Source organism: Lachnospira sp., assembly GCF_016290755.1.
Lineage (GTDB): Bacteria > Bacillota > Clostridia > Lachnospirales > Lachnospiraceae > Lachnospira > Lachnospira multipara.
This window is the reverse complement of record NZ_JAEEVD010000007.1, coordinates 44,967-62,994: the sequence shown is the minus strand read 5'-3', so window position 1 is coordinate 62,994 and position 18,028 is coordinate 44,967. Positions and strand designations below refer to the sequence as shown.

Sequence of the window (18,028 nt, the reverse complement as noted above, 5' to 3'; positions counted from 1 at the left end):
AAAACAATAAAATCCCCCCACAAAAGTTGCAATTTGAGTTTTTATATAGTATATTTGTTAAGGCTTAAGAAAAGAGCCGGTAAATGCGCAGAATATCTAGAATATTTTGCCTTGAGAGGATTAGAATTAAAAATGGGGAGGTAGGGATATGTTAACAGTATCTATACTTTTGGACTCAGTGGAGAAAGTCCAGAGATTTGTAAGTGCAATTAGTAAATATGGTTGTGGTTTTGACGTGGAGTCAGGTTACAGCTGCGTGGATGGTAAGTCATTAGTAGGTTTATTTAGCCTAGATATTAGCAAGCCACTTCAGCTTACAATTAATGATGGTAATAATGAAATGGAAGATGTTTTAAGAGACATTAACGAATTCATGGAATACTAATTCTTTATGATAAATAACACCAAGAGAAATCTTGGTGTTTTTTTATGCTCTAAAAGCATTCAACTTAAAAGCATTCGACCTGTAACGATTCCTTATGCTATAATTTTTTTATGAAGATAATAGATACATTTTCATAAAAGAGCATAATCTAGGAGAATGGATATGAAGAATTACGACGAGGCAAAAGAGAAGAATTTATATGCCACAAAGTCTAGAGGCTATGGGAAAATCATGGTTAGGGACCAGCTTGACGATAATGGCGAGGAAGTTAGATATTTGCTGGTGAATTATCAGAAGGAATCTGCCATGTTTAAGGCACCAGAAAAAAGAGACGAGCTTTGCTTTGCCTACACCAAGCAATTTGCCAACGCCTTTATGATAAATAGTCAGATTAAGGATAGTTTGCTTATCGGTGGCGCTGCATTTTCATATCCCAAATATTATCTAAGCCACTACCCAGAGGCTAGGCTTGATGTGGTGGAGATAAACCCGGAAATGCTTGAAATAGCCAAGAAATACTTCTATTTAGAGGATTATATAAAAATGTATGCAAAGGCCGCAAATGGAGCAGATAACGGTCGTCTAGGCATCCACATTCAGGATGGAATGCAATTTTTGGCGGCATGCGAGAAAAACTACGATTTAATCATCAACGACGCTTATATTGGCGCAAGCCTTGATTCAGGCCTTATGTCTTATAGAGGCGTGGCACAGATTAAGCGTCACCTAAACGCTGGCGGCATCTATATGGTAAATATTATCACGGCCTTAACGGGCTTTTTTGCCAATGATCTTAAAAAAGCTAGGGAGGTTTTTGGGGCGAATTTTAAAAATGTATATGTCTACCCTGTAAGGCCCGACCTATCAAGTCTTGAAAAGCAAAATTGTATCTTGATTGGAACAGATTTGGAAATCCCTAAATTAGATGTGATTGAATAATAACAGTATAAATGAAAATGGAAGTACTCAAATGAATACTTCCATCCCCTCGTATAATTATTAAAACTTAAGTGTTTATGGGCGTTATTGCCCTTTCTTTATACTAATCGTATAGAAAGTTATTGTCAACTAAAAAGTGCGAAAAAACTAGAATGCTAAATTAAAGCAAAGGAACGTAGAATAAATATCCAAGCAGTGAGGGTTACACTTGATAAAAGCGTGGTTAACACTACAATACTTGAGGATAAGACTTCATCGTTATCCATAGCTTTAGCCATAACAAAGCAGGTAACAGTTGTAGGAGAGGCAAGCATAATAAGGATTGCAATAAGTTCCTGGTTTCTAAAGCCCATAAAGATGGCAATAGGCACGAAAATAGCCGCAAGTAGAATAAGTTTTATAAAGCTTGCGATTACTGTAGGCTTGATTTTCTTTATGGCCTTGCTGCCCTCAAAACTTGCGCCAATGCAGATTAGAGCAATAGGAGTAGCGGTTTGAGCTATATTTGCAATAGTCTTATTAATGATTGCAGGATATGTAAAACCTGCAAGAGAAGAGGCAAGACCTAGTAAAATGCCGATAATAATAGGATTTTTAGCAATATTAATTGCGGCCTTCTTTATAGTATCCTTCTTTGAAAGGTCAGTGTTTGCTGGCTTCCCGTGAAGTTCTGGATGAGCCTTAAAGGTAAGGATTATTACTGCGAAAATGTTAAAAAGTGGGACAGCAGCAACAATCATTAAAGGTGCCATGCCCGCGTCTGCGTATATATTTTCAATGAAGGCAATTCCAAGGATTGCGGCAGAACTACGGCAAGAAGCCTGCACAAAAGCCCCTTTCATGGAGTCGTCCTTCATAAAAAATTCCGTGAATAACCAAGTTAGAGAAAACATAAGAAATGTTACGATAAAGCAAAAGAGAACGAATTTTAAATCAAAATCTGCCTTAAAATCTGCGGTTGATAAATCTCTAAATAATAAAACAGGTAGTGAAACTTTGAAAACGTAGCGATTTGCCACGGTTGCGAAATGCTCATCAACGATGCCAAGCCTTCTTATGACATAACCGATAATCATGACTAAGAAGATGGGAATAGTAGAGTTTAAGCTAAATACAAAAGAGTCCATAAATCAAATCCTCCTAATAGTGCTTTTTGAAAGCTATTAGTAAAACAATAAAAGAATTTTTTGAAAATGTAAAGATTATTTTCTTCGGGAAATATTGGAAATAGCTTAATTAAGCCAGCTTTAAAGAATTTATAAAACAAAAAAGCATCAGGTAAAACCTGATGCTTTAGCTAGTGCAGACGGCGGGACTTGAACCCGCACCCAAGCAATATGGACTAGATCCTTAGTCTAGCGCGTATGCCAATTCCGCCACGTCTGCTTAAGTTTTTGTTGTCTGCTGTATGCCAACGACTTGTATATATTAACACCGGTAGGATTTATTGTCAACACATTTTTTGAAAAAAAGTGGCCAAAATACTAATAAAGACGAGATGTCAATTATTGATATAACGATTTATAACAGATTATTTATTGATATATCAAGTTAAAGATTAGTAAGGGACTTTAGTTCCTCTGGCATAGAGTGAAACATCATCTCCACAACGGTTCTTGCAGGAGTGATATTATCGAAAAGCAGCCACTCTCGAGTCATACCGGCACAACCATAACAGTATAGTTTGATGCTAAATTCAGTCTGCTTATCAAGTAGTTTTATGTCCTTTTTTTCCATAAGGATTTTTGAATACATTTTTACAAAATACTCTTTCATATACTGCCAAAGTGGATTCTGGGAGTTATCTTCTAAGGCTCTTTTGTAAAAAATAAAATCCTTTTTCATATCCTCCATGGACTTTGTGGCAGAATCAATATTGGTAATATCAGTTTTTTCGGCCGAATATATAAAAATCCAAGCGACGCAATCGTACTTATCCTGAAAGTGATAGTAGAAGGTTGGTCGCTTTATTTCCGCCTTTTTACAGATTTCTGAAACGCGAATTTTATCAAGACTTTTTTTAGTCATCAGTTCTTTCATTACATTTGCAATCCAAAGCTTGGTTCTATCAGCCATAGTGTCCCCTTTCTTTATTATGAAAATGTGTCGCTTTTTTACAAAATACGAAAATGCTTCCATACAAAAAATCTTACATAATTATAGAAGCGTAAGATTTTATAACATAATTATAGTTTTGTCAGTGTGAATAATCAATAGGAAAGCTTAATATGGGATTGTAAAGAATGAATCTAATTTGAATTTAGGAGGTAAATTTTATGCATTTTACAGGAACTGTTTATAGAAGCCCATATTGGCCAACATGGCCACTTTTAGAGATTACTCAGGGTTGTACTCATAATAACTGCAAGTTTTGTACCATGTATAAAGACGTGGATTTTAGGGTTTCTCCCCTTGATTGGGTGGAAGAGGATTTAAAAGAGTTGGCAGCGGATACACCAGATGCAAGAACAATTCAGCTTTTATCTGCTAATCCTCTTGCACTTTCTTTTAATAAATTAAAGAATATTTTGGAAATGATAAATCACTATCTTCCTAAGATGGAATATATCTATACTGTTTCTAGAGTGACAGATATAAGAAATAAGTCGGTTGAGGAGCTAAAAGTGCTAAAGGAACTTGGACTTCGTGAAATTTCTCTTGGTGTTGAAAGTGGCGATGATTGGACACTTGAACGTATTAATAAGGGTTACACATCGGCGGATATATTAGAACAATGTCATAAGCTTGATGAAGCTGGAATCGCCTATTGGATGACTTTTTTTAATGGTGTTGCTGGCAGAGAACATAGTAAGCAACACGCAATTAATTCAGCCAAAATTTTTAGTCAATGTAATCCAATTTGTGTTGGTACAGGTGGACTAGTTCTTTTTCCTGACACACCTCTTCTTGAAGAAGCTAAAAGAGGTGAGTTTGATCCTTTATCAGAAAAAGAGATGATGGAAGAGTTAAAATTATTTGTAGAAAATTTGAATATTAATTGTAATTTTATTACACATCATACTTCGTCAATTAACTTATCAGGTGCTAATTTCCTTAATAGAAAGGAAGAAATCATTGATGGTCTAGACTATTTAATTAAGAATGGTAATTTAGATACTATGGCAAGAATTAGAGCTAATAAGGTGAGCTTATAATTAGGAAAATGTATTGCATTTGAAAAAAACGACATTTTGTTTTGGCATGGCTAAAACGGAATGTCTTTTTTGTTTTGATATTGTTTATACGCTGTTCAATTATTGACAGTAAATTTTTGCTGATTTAAAATAGTTTAAGTGAGCGGAAGTGTTGGAATGGCAGACAAGCAAGATTCAGATTCTTGTGTGGTAACACGTGTGGGTTCAAGTCCCATCTTCCGCATTAGTAAAAAAAGAACTACGGCATGAAGCCGTGGTTCCTTTTTTAGTAAGGCCGAGGAGTCCCTTGAACCCAGAGTTCAGCGGGTCTTCGTTTCACTACGGTCGGCGCTAAGCCAAGGTCCCCCGGATCTTGAGCGCCTTCTCGCCCTTACGGGCTTCGTCGGTCGGTTCGGAGGGAAAAAGGTCCACCGGACCTTTTTCTTAATCCTCCTCACCCCGTCTTCCGCATTCATTCTTAATTTATCCAAAATCTAAATTATGCTATAATAAACTGAAACTTATTTTTGAAGGATAATTTTTTATGAAAAAGAAATTAGGAATATTCGCCCTTATTTCAGCGATGATACTTGTTATAGTAGCCTTTGCATATTGGAAGCTTAAGGGTAGAGATAATGAAATTGGAATTGTAATAGAAGAAGCAACAAGCCTAGATTGCCAGGAGATTTCTGAGGAACAGACACAAGAGCATACAAGTGAGAGTGAAAGTCAGGAAACAAGAAGGGTATATTTAGATGTGAATAACATTTTACAAAATCCTGAGCTTCCTACAGGCTGCGAGGCGGTTTCGGCGACAATTGTGCTAAATTATTACGGTGCTAATATGTCAAAGACTGAATTGGTGGATAAATATTTGCCTTATTCAGATGACCCTAATCAGGGCTTTTGCGGCGGAACACCTTACGATAAGCCCGATGGTAGCGATTTACATTGGGTGGCTGCGGCGCCAATTGCAACAGCAATGAATCAGGCAATTGCTGCTCATGGGTTAAATTACACAGCTGTTGATATTTCAGGTACGAGTTTTGAAAATGTATTGACATATGTAAAAAATGGACAACCCGTAGTTTTTTGGGCCTTAGAGAATATGAGAGTAGGTTCTCATACATTAGTTTTAATGGGTTATGACTTAGATGCAGGCGTTTGCTATTTTGCAGATCCAATGAAAGAAGGCATTCAGGCCTATTCTGTAGATTCTACAAGATATGCTTATAATACAAGAGGACAGTATGCAGTGGTGGTAGAGTAATATTTTCATAAATAAGATATTTAATTATTTAAAATAGGATAATGCGTAAAAAATTGTAATTAATCTAGAGATTTATGTATTTATGTGATATAATTACTAAAGATATATTTTTGTTGGCAATGAGATTTCTGGATTTAGGGGACAGAGGATTATCCGATGAATAGAGTGAATAATTTTATAAAAAGCAATAAGTTATTAATTACAAATATTATTATTATAATTGTAGGGGCTATTTTTGCGTTTATTTTGTCTTACTCCTGTATTAAATCAATTATGAGAAAAGACGTGGCGAACACCACAAATGCATTATTTGATGGAATTTATGGAAATGTAAATGCCATTTTAACTTATCCTATTAATTACACTAAAGTAATGAGCAATGACTGTCTATTGCAAAGCATTTTAGATAAAGAAGATGAAATGCCTGAGGATGAGTTTGAAGTAGTTATGGCGCAGTACCTTGAAAATATACGTAATGTTTATAACTGGGAAGCAATGTATTTAATTTCTTGTGATACTAATAAGTATTACACTCCTTCTGGCGTAGGCAAGGTTGTAGATTCAAAAAATGATGAATACGATGTTTGGTATGATAACTTTATTGAGTCTGGTTTAGAATATGGAGCAGATTTAACTTATGATGAGTTAAATCCTGAGGAGTACGTAATCTTTATTGATAGGAAAATGGAAGTCAATGGCGAGTTAAGAGCGGTGCTTAGTTGTGCAATCTATTTATCTGATTTAACGGATTTTATGAATTATTGCTATCAGGAATATGATGTGGAAGTCTATCTAACGGATACAGAGGGAAATGTAACTCTAGATATTAATAGCGTTAATTTTGTGGAACACTATAAGTATAGATATGAAACTGATATTGTGAATAAAGAAGAGCATATGTATACGAGGAATGGCTATATTATTAAAAGCTATGTGCCGGATTTGGGCATGTATTTAGTGGTAAAGAATTCTAAGTATACCTTGTCGGGAAAATTTATAAGGATATTTAGAGGCGCTGTTATTTATGTAGTTACTATGATTATGGTGCTTACAATTATGAACTTCTATCGTTTTAAAAAGGAAAAGGCGGTTTTAAAAAATAATATATATACCGATTTTTTAACACAAATATCAAATGTAAAGGGTTTGCAAACTAATATTAAAACCTTTATAAGTGGCACAAATAGTAATAATATTGGTGGTTCTATGTTTATATTTGATATTGATAATTTTAAGATGATTAATGATACTTTTGGCCACACTAAAGGAGATGAGTTTTTAAAGAAATTTGCTAATGAGCTCTCTAAAGCCTTTAGAGCCGGCGACATTGTAGGACGCCTTGGTGGAGATGAGTTTATGGTCTTTTCACCAACTCTTACAAATAAAGAGAATATTGAAAAGAAGGCGTTAGAACTTGTTGATTTGTTTAATTGGACCATTGAAGAGGAAGATAAGAAGGTGAAAATGTCTGTAAGTATAGGCGTTTCGGTCTATCCTAAAGATGGCAATAGCTATGAGGAACTTTATAAAGCAGCGGATAAGGCGCTTTATTATGTTAAGAAACGTGACAAGAATGGGTATAGTATTTATGGAAAAGAATAATACTTTTTGATATATTAGTTGCGATTGTATGTTTTACAGTAAATTTTAAGATACATTTTCATAAAGAAAATGCACAGATTAGGAGAAGAATTATGAAATTAACAATGCTTGGAACAGGCAGCGCACTAGTAACTCATTGCTATAATACTTGCTACATATTAGAAGATAAAGGGGAACTTTTCATGGTGGATGCCGGCGGTGGAAATCAGGTGCTTAGCCAGATTGAAAGGGCCGGATATGATTGGAAAAATATACGTCACATTTTCTTAACGCATAAGCATATTGACCATCTTCTTGGTGCCCTTTGGATGACTAGAATGATCTGCCAGCACATGAGACAGGGTCAGTACGAAGGAGATGCCTATATTTATTCTCATAGGGAAGTGCTAGATTTACTTAGCGATATGGCAGAAAAGCTTATTCAGAAAAAAGATACAGCTTTTATTGATAAGAGATTGCATTTTGTTGAAGTTAAGGATGGAGATAGTTTTGAAATAATCGGACATAATGTGACTTTCTTTGACATTTTATCCACTAAGGCAAAGCAGTTTGGCTTTTGTCTTGAAATGGAAGATGGCAAGAAATTTACTTGCTGTGGTGACGAACCTTTAAATGAGGAAAGAGAAGCCTATGCAAAAGGCGCTAAGTGGCTATTGCATGAGGCTTTTTGTTTATATTCGCAGGCAGACATTTTTAAGCCATATGAGAAGCATCATTCAACGGTAAAGGATGCTTGTGAGTTAGCAACCAAGCTTTCTGTTGAAAATGTATTGCTATATCATACCGAAGAAAAGAATCTTGATAATAGAAAGGAACTCTACACTAAAGAAGCAAAGGAATACTTTAGTGGAAATGTTTACGTTCCAGAGGATTTAGAGGTAATTGAACTTTAGTTAATAATTATCTAGTTTAATAGCACAAGGATTTTAGTCAGTGACTAGCTGATTTAGAAATTCTTGTGCTTTTTATGTGGCAATACATTTCGCTTTTTTAAATCGTTCGTATATTTGTTCGATTAGCTATTGAAATTTAAAAGCAGGCTTGTTATAATTAAAATAGAACAGGTGTTCTAATTGGTGTTTTTTAAATTATATTTTAGAAGGTGGAATATATGTATAAAAGAAAGCCTGTAGATGTAATATTACAAAATAATATAGATGGTTCAATTATTCCCTTGAAATTGCGCATTCGTGGTGAAGATGGTGAACAGTACGAGTGTAAAGTAACAGGTTATATTGACTTGTCAGGGCAAGGCGCAAGAACCTTTGCAGATGGAGTTTACGTCTCTAATAGAAATCTGGTTTATAAGTGCAAACTGTTAGTAGAAGATAAAGAAAGAATAGTGAATCTATATCACATTCCAAGTATAAGTGCCTGGTTTATAACCACTGGGGGATAAAGTAGGTGGGGAAACTTTCTTTGTACAGCTAGGCAATTAGTTTAGCGCAAGCGTGTTCTAGAAAGGTTTGTACCTTGCTGAAATCACTGTCTTTATCCACACACATATCTCCTCCTTTACAGGTTAAGCCTTATTGTGTTATTATCCTTTTAATAAGGGAATGAAGTTCTCCCTAAGTATTTTTACTTAAACCGCTATTACAAGCTGATGACTTCTGCGATTAAATTTTACGCAGAGGCTGTCGGCTTTTTTGCGTATATAGGAGGAATTTATGTTATTAAGTATTTCTTTAATTTTCATTATGGGAATGTGTCTAGGCTTCATATGTAAGAAGTTACATTTGCCAAGCCTAATAGGCATGCTAATTACAGGCATTGTGCTTGGACCTTTCGTATTAGACTTAATTGATCCAAGTATTCTTAACATTTCATCTGAGTTAAGAAAAATTGCCCTAATCATTATTCTTACAAGAGCAGGCCTAGGCCTTGATATTTCAGGCCTTAAAAAGATTGGTAGACCTGCGATTTTAATGTGCTTTCTACCAGCAACTTGCGAGCTTTTTGGCATTTTAATTTTTGGACCAAAGCTCTTAGGGCTTAGTCTACTAGAAGCTGCCATTACAGGTGCAGTACTTGCAGCGGTTTCTCCTGCTGTAGTGGTTCCTAGAATGGTAAAACTTATGGATGAAGGCTATGGGGTTAAGGAAGGTGTACCACAGTTAATTCTAGCGGGCGCCTCTGTTGATGATGTCTATGTAATTGTGTTATTTACTACATTTGTTAATATGATGCAGGGCGAAGGGGTATCAGTTATTAGTTTTGTAAATATACCTATCTCTATCCTTTTAGGAATTGCAATTGGACTTTTAATCGGACTTTTAATGTCCATTTATTTCAAAAAAATCCACATAAGAGATACTAGCAAAGTAATCATTATTCTTTGCATCTCTTTCTTACTTGTGGTTTTAGAAGATAGCTTAAAGACTAACATTACATTTTCAGCACTAATAGCTATTATGTTTATAGTTGTTGGCCTTCAAAAAAACAGAAAAGAAGTGGCTGCTAGACTTTCAAAGAAATATGAAAAGTTGTGGGTGGCAGCAGAGGTTCTACTTTTTGTATTAGTGGGTGCAGCAATCAACATCGACTACATCACAAAGGTGGGAGTTAAGGCAGTAATCTTGATATTTGCAGCCTTAATCTTTAGAATGCTTGGAGTCTTCTTATGTCTCATTTTTTCAAAATTAAACAAGAAGGAAAGACTCTTTACAATGATGGCCTACACTCCAAAAGCTACAGTTCAGGCGGCCATTGGTGGTATGCCACTTGCACTTGGCTTTGCTTGCGGCGATACAGTTTTAACAGTGGCAGTTCTTGCAATTGTAATAACTGCGCCTATTGGAGCCTTTGCCATTGACAGCAGTTACAAACATTTACTAAAGAAAAGTTGATAAATGTAAAAAAAGGTCAGTATATAGTTTTGGCTGTAATCCTTATAGAGCAAAAAGCTTGTTTAGGGATTATGGCTTTTTTTATTTTACATCAATAATTTTAGTCAAACTGTAGGAAGTGATAAAGCAAGTTGGGAATTTAATCCCTATAGTGCAAAAAAATCGATTTAGTCCTACAATTTCCACTTTTAAAAAGAGCCATTTTTGAAATCTTGACCTAATCCCGAAAAAATCTTCCATAAGGATTATAAAAGTAAGTTAAAAGTTGCTTTAAAATTAGGGTTTAGGACTAACGGGAAAAAATATCCCTATTAGGATTAAAACTAGAAGTGCGATTCCAGGAAATCATTGACTCAACAGAAGAAAATAATTGTGCTGGGTCAACAATTCAAAAAAAGAAGCGACCAGGAAGCTTCTTAGTGCATCCCGGCCGCTTCAACCAACCGTTAGTCCCACACTTCCCGGCAGCCCCAACCCGCCGTTAGTTTCAAACATCAGGACAACACTTAGCAAACAGCGAAGCGCCTTTGCACTTTATTTCACACGAAGACCCAAAACAACTCACTACACTAGTTAAAAAATCATTGACACAATCAAATTCTATATCGTATACTTTCCTTAACAAACAACGGCGTTTCGATTCAATATCGATGCGCCTTTTTTGTTATCAAATTTCATATTTGATTTAATAAAGACGAAGGAGTCCAGACCAAGATAGAGGTCTGGGCTTTTTTGTTTAAGGATAGGAGGAATGGTATGGAGAGATTGTTAAATCACAAGAGCCAGATTAATAACCAGATGGCAAGATATGGTGTTAAGTTTGGCATTTATAAGGACGGGGAGTTTTTGGAACGCCTTTTTCCATTTGATCCTATTCCAAGAAAAATAACAGCCCCAGACTACGAAAAACTTGAAAAGGGGCTAATTCAGAGAGTGACTGCGCTAAATGCATTTCTTAATGACATTTACAATAATAAGAAAATTCTAGTGGACAAAATTATACCAGAGGAGTTTATCTATAGGTCGCCAGGTTATTTATCGGCATGCGAGAATTTCTCACCAGAAAAGAAGATTCACAGTCATATTTCAGGTATCGACTTAGTTTTAGGAAAAGATGGAAAATGGTACATCCTAGAGGACAACCTTCGAATTCCCTCAGGAGCCTCATATCCCCTAATTGCTAGGAGCCTTTGTAGAAAATGTTCACCAGATACTTTCAGAAACAACGAAGTGGTGGATAACAGAAATTATGGACAGCTTTTAAAGGAGACTTTTGATAACGTAAATAAAGGCGGAATTAACGTTATTTACACACCGGGAAGGTTTAATGCAGCTTATTTTGAGCATTCCTTTTTGGCCGAAAAATCGGGGGCAGTGTTGGCTGAATTTGATGATTTGTTTGTGGAAAATAATACGCTTTACTACAAATCTAGCAAAGGCCCTGTAAGGGTTGGCGCCATTTATAGAAGAATAAGTGATGAGTTTTTAGACCCACTTACTTTTAGAAGTGATTCCTTAATTGGAATTCCGGGAATTATGATGGCCTACAGGGCAGGAAATGTGGCTATTTTAAATGCACCAGGCAATGGGGTTGCCGATGATAAGGGTATTTATTATTTTGTGCCAAAGATGATTAGATATTATCTTGATGAGGAGCCAATTCTTGATAACGCTCCTACTTATTTGCCATTTTACAAGGAGGACTTAAATTACACATTGGAAAATTTTGACAAACTTGTAATTAAAGATGTGGCAGAAGCTGGAGGCTACGGCGTTGTATTTGCAAGAGAATTAACTAAGGCAAGAAAAGAAGAATTCATTGAAAAAATAAAGAAGGAACCTAGAAGATTCATAGCTCAGGAAGTTATAGATTTCGAGGATTTGCCTATTGTAGAAGGTGGCGAGACTGTGGATAGAAAGGCGGATTTAAGAGCATTCGTCTTAGCAGGCAGAAAGACAAAGCTTTGGCCTAGCGGTTTGACTAGATTTTCAAGAAACCCAGATAGCTTCGTGGTTAACTCATCTCAGGGAGGAGGTTTTAAGGATACATGGATTATGTCTCATTAACTAAAACTAATAGATTATATTGGCTTGGGCGTTATTGCGAGCGCGTCTTATCCACAACTCAGTACATGATGTATTGGTATGACAGCATGATTGATGGAGCGGCCATCGATTATAAGGACTACTGCGAGAGAATGGGTATCCCAGCAGACTATGAGAGCCCAGAAGCTTTCATACAGGAATATATCTTTGATAAGGAGAATGTATTTTCCTTAAGACATGCAGCAGAGGAGATGCTAGCTAACGGCATGGTTTTAAGAGAAACCATAAGTTCAAAAACCCTAGCCTACATTCAGATGGCTGTAAATGCTCTAGAGCTTGGAAAGACTGACAGCGCACCGGGTGTGGAGCTTCAATGGGTTGTGGATGATGTTATGGCTTTTAGAGGAAGCTGTGATGATTTTATTGAAGAGGAATTTGTAAGAAATATTATTAAAACAGGCATTAGCATTGAGAGGTTAAGCCTTTATCTACGTCTTGGTTATAATTTGGAAAATGTATCAAAAGAGATGAAGAAAATGCTAAACAGGCTGCATAAATCCGGCCTTCAGACTAATGCTATGTCCCTTGGACGAATTTATTTATATGGTAATGAAAATCAGCTAAATATTTCAGATGAGGATTTGTTAAAGGCAGTTGAAAACCTTGTAGTTTTGTAGGGAGGGATGTTTATGACGACATTAAGATTTAGCTATCAAACAAAGGTGGAATTTTCAGGGGATGTGACTAATCATGCTTTTTTACTGAGATCATTTCCGATTGAAGAAAAAGGACAAAAAGTGCTGGATTTAATGCACACAAATTCCCCTATTGTAACTGGTGGACAGTATTTAAAGGATGGCTTTGGAAATACAGTTTATACAGGAAGGATTGATAGAGGCCATGATTCCTTTACTTATAAGGTTATAGGAACTGTGATTCGAGACGATTCTAAAAAGTCTTTTGAAAAACCTTTACCTTCTTATCGTTATCCCTCGGAGCTTACTAAGGCTAGTCCGGAGATAATAAATTTTCATAAAAATTTAAATCTACCTTCAAATCATTATGAAGCCGCAAAGATTATTTCAAAGGCAGTTTATGATTATATGATTTACGAAACAGGCACAACAGGCATCTTTAATGGTGATGTGCTTCAAAGACAGTCGGTCTATATGGAGGTGACAAAATTAAAGGAAGCTTTGCTTGCCTAAAAAGGGAGTTTATAGATGATTAGTAATGTAGTTAGTTTAGGATTGCCAGTAGGTGAAAAATTAGTAATCCCAAAGAATCGAATTAAGGGAGAGGCTAGAGATAATGGAAAGAGGATATGTATTGTAACAGGAACCCACGGAGATGAATTAGAGGGGCAATATGTCAGTTTTATGCTTAATAAGATTTTAGAAAAAAATAAATCTAAACTTCACGGCATTGTTGACATTTACCCCGCTAATAATCCTCTGGGAATCAGCACAATTTATAGAGGTTTACCAGGTTATGATTTAGATATGAACAGGATGTTTCCGGGAAGCTCCCATTCTTCAGGCTTTGATTACATGGTAAAAAAGATTTATGAAGATATTTGTGGAGCGGATTTATGTATAGACATCCACGCTAGTAACATTTTCTTAAGGGAAATTCCTCAGATAAGAATAAATGAAAATTCGGTTAAGACCTTGCTACCTCTTGCAAGACATATGAATATGGACTTTGTTTGGATTCATCAGTCGGCAACAGTTTTAGAGAGCACCCTAGCCTACAGTCTGAATGAGGCAGGCACTCCAACTCTTGTTGTAGAGATGGGGGTAGGCATGAGAATTACTAAGGATTATGGTGATCAGCTAATTGATGGCATTATGGCAACTATGAAAAAAATGGACATGTGGGATGGCGATGAGGCACCTATAAAACCACCAATAGTTAGTACTGACGGGCATGTTGGATTTATAAACGCCAATGAATCTGGTCTTTTTATTGCTTACATTAATCACGGTAGAAGGGTTAGAAAAGGCGAAATCATAGGGGCTGTTGTGGATTCCCTTGATGGGACTATAAAAGAGGAAGTTAAAAGCCCGGTAAGCGGTTTGGTCTTTACTTTAAGGGAATATCCAATCGTTTACAACGGTTCCCTAATTGCAAGAGTACTAGGAGGTTTGTAAAAAAATGACACAAGAAACATTATTTGAGGTAAACGCCATGCCCTACAGGCAGGCAATTCCAGTTTATGGTTATAGATTTGGTAGTAACAAAAAGACCCTAGCCATTATGGGCGCCATGCGAGGTGACGAGTTTCAGCAAATGTATATCTGTGCAAAGCTTGTTAAGTCCCTTACAAAAATCGAGGCCGAAGGGAAGCTAAATAAGGACTACGGAATCTTAGTAATCCCTTCTGCTAGCCAGTTTTCCATGAATGTGGGCAAACGTTTTTGGCCCGTGGATAACACAGATATTAATAGAATGTTTCCAGGCTATGATAAGGGCGAGACTACACAGCGCCTTGCGGACAGCATTTTTAGGGAGCTAAAAGGCTATCAGTATGGAATTCAGCTGGCTAGCTTTTACATTGCCGGGGAGTTTTTGCCCCATGTGCGCCTTATGAATACAGGCTATACAAACCCTGATGATGGCTATCTTTTTGGCCTACCTTATCTAGTTTTAAGAAAGCCAAAGCCTTACGACACCACCACACTTAACTATAATTGGCAGGTTTTTGAAACAGATGCCTTTTCGGTTTACACCAAGGCCACTGAGCGTCTGGATGAGGAAAATGCAAACATTGCCCTAGAGGCCATCTTAAGATTTATGGCTAAAAAAGGCTTTATAGATTACGAAGGTGAGTTTGGCACAAAGACAAGTTTTGTTGAAGAAGATGACATGCTTACAATTCAAACAAAGGCAGCAGGTCTTTTTAGGCCTATTGCAAAGGCTGGAAATCTAGTTCTTGAAAATGAAGAAATAGCAGAAATCCTAAGTCCCTATACTGCAGAAAAACTAGAAGTCATAAAAGCTAAGAAAAAAGGAAGAGTCTTTTTTGTAAGACATGCAGAAGCTATTATGGAACATGATTTGATCTTTAGGATTATTCCGGAGGAAGTGTAGGGATTATCTTTTTGGACTATAGAATTGTCTTGATTTTTCCCGAGGAGTCTAGAAATATAGGAATCTGTCCGGGTGATTTAATCCCTATGTCAAAAAAAGCTTACAAAAGGATTATCTTTTTCGGGATTTACATCAACAATTTTAGATAACACCCCCGAAAATTTTAAAGTATTCTTTTCCCACAATTTATGCTAAATTAAAACTCGAGGAAAATATCTAGATTCTTCGTTGCATTGTAAAGTTGCACTGAGGAGGACCTTACGATGCCTTCAAAACACAGACAAAGAATCTAGTAATCTTTAGGAAGAAGGAAAAGATATGGAATTTAATAATATTACTTTGATTGGTATGCCAACTTCGGGTAAGAGTACAATTGGTGTAATTGTGGCTAAGATACTTGGTATGGATTTTGTGGATGCAGATATAGTTATTCAGAATCGTGAGGGCAAGAAGCTAAGCGAAATCATAGAAGAGAAGGGAATTGATGGCTTTGTAAAGTGTGAAGGAGATGCAATACTTTCAATAGAAGTTAACAACACAGTTATTGCCACAGGTGGTAGTGCAGTTTATAGCGCCAATGCTATGGAGAAGCTAGATAAGAATTCTTTGATAGTGTATTTGAAACTAGAAAAGGAAGAGCTTTTTAGAAGACTTAAAAATGCTAAGGAGCGCGGTGTTGTGCTTCATGAAGGCGAGACTCTTGAGGATATGTATAACACAAGAGCTAAGTTATACGAAAAGTATGCAAACTTAACAGTGGAAGAAAAAGATTGTACATTAGAAGAAACAGTTGCAAAACTTGTGGATTTATTAAAGAACAATTAAGTGAAGAATTCAGTAAAGAACCGGCTTTGCACCGGTTCTTTTTTGCATTTATAAATAAATTTGTCACTAAGTGAAATTATTGTAAAAAAAATAAGAAAATGTTATAATATTGTAGTCAGTTTTATAAAGGAGGTTTTGTCATGAAACATATTAAGACAATCACTAACCGTGTATTAAAGGACACAATGAAGAACGGTGGATGTGGCGAATGCCAGACATCATGTCAGTCAGCTTGCAAGACATCTTGTACAGTTGGAAATCAGAGCTGCGAGAACAAGAATAATTAATTATTTTTGAAAGAGAGTGTTAAAGCATTTCGACACTCTCTTATTTTTGCGGATTTCTTTTGGTTAATAAAAATGAAAAAGTAAGTTTGGAAGTGTATTAATAGGATGCACAAGTTAGAAGAGGTAATTTATTAATGGTACATCAGTATAAGAATAATGGATATAACATCGTATTAGATGTTAACAGTGGTTCTGTTCATGTGGTTGATGATATGGTATACGATATTATAGCTGCTTATGAAGGACACACAGTAGAAGAAGTAGTCTGTCAGTTTGATGGCAAATATTCTAAGGAAGACGTAGAAGAATGCTATGCTGAAATAACAGAACTAAAGGAAGCAGGACAGTTATTTACAGAGGATATTTATGAGCCATATATTGACTCATTTGTAGATAGACCTACAGTTGTAAAGGCACTTTGTCTTCACATTGCACATGATTGTAACTTAGGTTGTAAGTATTGCTTCGCCGATGAAGGTGAATATCATGGTAGAAGAGCTATGATGAGCTTTGAAGTTGGTAAGAAAGCACTTGATTTCTTAGTTGCTAACTCAGGCAGCAGAAAAAACTTAGAGGTTGACTTTTTTGGTGGCGAACCTACAATGAATTTTGAAGTAGTTAAGCAGCTTGTTGCTTACGGTCGTTCTCTTGAAGAGGCTAACAACAAGAAGTTTAGATTTACATTAACAACTAATGGTATCTTACTTAACGACGAGATTATGGAATTTGCTAATAAGGAAATGAGTAATGTCGTTTTAAGTTGTGATGGACGTAAGGAAATCAACGATATGATGAGACCAGTTCGTTCAAGCGGAAGGAGCTCATACGATATCATTATGCCTAAGTTTAAGAAGCTTGCAGAAAGCAGAAATCAGATGAATTACTACATTCGTGGTACATTTACACATTTCAATCTTGACTTTGCAAAGGACGTTTTACATTTTGCAGATGAAGGATTCGAGCAGATTTCTGTTGAGCCAGTAGTTGCTCAGCCAACAGATGACTATGCAATTAGAGAAGAGGATCTTGATACTCTTAAAGAACAATATGATATTTTAGCTGCAGAGATCGTTAAGAGAAAGAAGGCAGGAAAAGGCTTTAACTTCTTCCACTTCATGATCGATTTACAGGGCGGTCCTTGTGTAGCTAAGAGACTTTCTGGATGTGGTTCAGGATGTGAATATTTAGCAGTAACACCTTGGGGTGATTTATATCCTTGTCATCAGTTCGTAGGTAATGAAGATTTCATTATGGGTAACGTTGACGAAGGTATTACAAAGCCTGAAATTAGAAAGATGTTTAAGGCTAGCAACGTTTACACTAAGGAAAAGTGTAAGAATTGTTTCGCTAGATTCTACTGCAGTGGCGGTTGTGCTGCCAATTCATATAACTTCCACGGTAACATCAATGATGCTTACGATGTTGGATGTGAACTCGAAAGAAAGAGAGTTGAGTGCGCGATTATGATTCGTGCAGCAATGGCAGATGAGAACAATTAATCATCACCATTTTGGCTAGAGATTTTAATCTTTAGCGTATTTCACTTTATTTCTTATAAATGTTTCACCGCGAATTTGGGACATTTTTTGTAATAAGAA

The 18,028-nt window shown here is 36.2% G+C and carries 18 protein-coding genes, 2 tRNA genes and 1 riboswitch; of the genes, 17 read left to right on the top strand and 3 right to left on the bottom strand.

From position 1 onward, the window contains the following. The first annotated feature begins 148 nt into the window (after nucleotides 1–148). Together QVA17_RS03630 and QVA17_RS03625 are read left to right on the top strand one after the other, a co-directional pair. Nucleotides 149–385: an HPr family phosphocarrier protein gene (locus tag QVA17_RS03630; protein WP_027432225.1), complete on the top strand. Its 237-nt coding sequence runs from the start codon at nucleotides 149–151 to the stop codon at nucleotides 383–385. Between the two features lie 162 nt (nucleotides 386–547). Further along, entirely contained in the window at nucleotides 548–1,324 is a 777-nt protein-coding gene (locus QVA17_RS03625) for a spermidine synthase (RefSeq protein WP_287386513.1), read from the top strand. A 155-nt stretch (nucleotides 1,325–1,479) separates the two neighbouring features. On the opposite strand, the gene QVA17_RS03620 is transcribed toward QVA17_RS03625, so the two are convergent. From QVA17_RS03620 to QVA17_RS03610, 3 genes are all read right to left on the bottom strand, one after another. Then, the gene (locus QVA17_RS03620; protein ID WP_287386512.1) at nucleotides 1,480–2,451 is read right to left on the bottom strand and encodes an AEC family transporter; all 972 of its coding nucleotides are present in this window, start codon (nucleotides 2,449–2,451) and stop codon (nucleotides 1,480–1,482) included. Nucleotides 2,452–2,625: 174 nt separating this feature from the next. Further along, a tRNA-Leu gene (locus QVA17_RS03615) sits at nucleotides 2,626–2,710 on the bottom strand. Between the two features lie 165 nt (nucleotides 2,711–2,875). Further along, on the bottom strand, nucleotides 2,876–3,400 hold the full coding sequence (locus tag QVA17_RS03610; RefSeq protein WP_287386510.1) for a TetR/AcrR family transcriptional regulator C-terminal domain-containing protein: 525 nt from the start codon (nucleotides 3,398–3,400) through the stop codon (nucleotides 2,876–2,878). Nucleotides 3,401–3,600: 200 nt separating this feature from the next. On the opposite strand from QVA17_RS03610, the gene QVA17_RS03605 reads away from it, so the two are divergent. The 15 genes from QVA17_RS03605 (at nucleotide 3,601) to scfB (ending at nucleotide 17,929) form a co-directional block, all read left to right on the top strand. Beyond that, nucleotides 3,601–4,479: a radical SAM protein gene (locus QVA17_RS03605; protein ID WP_287386509.1), complete on the top strand. Its 879-nt coding sequence runs from the start codon at nucleotides 3,601–3,603 to the stop codon at nucleotides 4,477–4,479. A gap of 142 nt (nucleotides 4,480–4,621) precedes the next feature. After that, nucleotides 4,622–4,702 (top strand) — tRNA-Leu (locus QVA17_RS03600). A gap of 300 nt (nucleotides 4,703–5,002) precedes the next feature. Beyond that, nucleotides 5,003–5,728 (top strand): C39 family peptidase, encoded by a 726-nt coding sequence (locus QVA17_RS03595; RefSeq protein ID WP_287386507.1) that lies wholly within the window; start codon nucleotides 5,003–5,005, stop codon nucleotides 5,726–5,728. 285 nt (nucleotides 5,729–6,013) lie between these two features. Beyond that, the gene (locus QVA17_RS03590) at nucleotides 6,014–7,330 is read left to right on the top strand and encodes a diguanylate cyclase domain-containing protein (RefSeq protein WP_287386506.1); all 1,317 of its coding nucleotides are present in this window, start codon (nucleotides 6,014–6,016) and stop codon (nucleotides 7,328–7,330) included. A gap of 92 nt (nucleotides 7,331–7,422) precedes the next feature. After that, a complete protein-coding gene (locus QVA17_RS03585; protein WP_287386504.1) occupies nucleotides 7,423–8,223 on the top strand; it encodes an MBL fold metallo-hydrolase in 801 nt (266 codons plus the stop codon). A 218-nt stretch (nucleotides 8,224–8,441) separates the two neighbouring features. Continuing rightward, on the top strand, nucleotides 8,442–8,729 hold the full coding sequence (locus tag QVA17_RS03580; protein ID WP_027431217.1) for a hypothetical protein: 288 nt from the start codon (nucleotides 8,442–8,444) through the stop codon (nucleotides 8,727–8,729). A gap of 147 nt (nucleotides 8,730–8,876) precedes the next feature. Then, nucleotides 8,877–8,953: riboswitch (Fluoride riboswitch) on the top strand. Between the two features lie 47 nt (nucleotides 8,954–9,000). Beyond that, complete coding sequence (locus tag QVA17_RS03575; protein WP_287386501.1) at nucleotides 9,001–10,179, top strand: cation:proton antiporter; 1,179 nt, start codon at nucleotides 9,001–9,003, stop codon at nucleotides 10,177–10,179. Between the two features lie 756 nt (nucleotides 10,180–10,935). After that, the gene (locus QVA17_RS03570; RefSeq protein ID WP_287386499.1) at nucleotides 10,936–12,246 is read left to right on the top strand and encodes a circularly permuted type 2 ATP-grasp protein; all 1,311 of its coding nucleotides are present in this window, start codon (nucleotides 10,936–10,938) and stop codon (nucleotides 12,244–12,246) included. After that, nucleotides 12,228–12,902: an alpha-E domain-containing protein gene (locus QVA17_RS03565; protein ID WP_287386497.1), complete on the top strand. Its 675-nt coding sequence runs from the start codon at nucleotides 12,228–12,230 to the stop codon at nucleotides 12,900–12,902. Before QVA17_RS03570 ends, QVA17_RS03565 begins: the two co-directional genes overlap by 19 nt. Before the next feature lie 12 nt (nucleotides 12,903–12,914). Next, complete coding sequence (locus QVA17_RS03560) at nucleotides 12,915–13,433, top strand: transglutaminase N-terminal domain-containing protein (RefSeq protein WP_287386496.1); 519 nt, start codon at nucleotides 12,915–12,917, stop codon at nucleotides 13,431–13,433. A gap of 15 nt (nucleotides 13,434–13,448) precedes the next feature. After that, nucleotides 13,449–14,378, top strand: a complete 930-nt coding sequence (locus QVA17_RS03555; RefSeq protein WP_287386494.1) for a M14 family metallopeptidase — start codon at nucleotides 13,449–13,451, stop codon at nucleotides 14,376–14,378. Nucleotides 14,379–14,382: 4 nt separating this feature from the next. Next, the gene (locus tag QVA17_RS03550) at nucleotides 14,383–15,318 is read left to right on the top strand and encodes a M14 family metallopeptidase (RefSeq protein WP_287386493.1); all 936 of its coding nucleotides are present in this window, start codon (nucleotides 14,383–14,385) and stop codon (nucleotides 15,316–15,318) included. Between the two features lie 318 nt (nucleotides 15,319–15,636). Then, nucleotides 15,637–16,143: a shikimate kinase gene (locus tag QVA17_RS03545; RefSeq protein WP_287386492.1), complete on the top strand. Its 507-nt coding sequence runs from the start codon at nucleotides 15,637–15,639 to the stop codon at nucleotides 16,141–16,143. Nucleotides 16,144–16,283: 140 nt separating this feature from the next. Further along, complete coding sequence (scfA, locus tag QVA17_RS03540) at nucleotides 16,284–16,430, top strand: six-cysteine ranthipeptide SCIFF (protein ID WP_034245790.1); 147 nt, start codon at nucleotides 16,284–16,286, stop codon at nucleotides 16,428–16,430. Between the two features lie 134 nt (nucleotides 16,431–16,564). After that, nucleotides 16,565–17,929 carry a thioether cross-link-forming SCIFF peptide maturase gene (scfB, locus tag QVA17_RS03535; RefSeq protein ID WP_287386491.1) on the top strand — a complete coding sequence of 455 codons (1,365 nt, stop codon included), beginning with the start codon at nucleotides 16,565–16,567 and terminating at the stop codon, nucleotides 17,927–17,929. Nucleotides 17,930–18,028 lie beyond the last annotated feature (99 nt).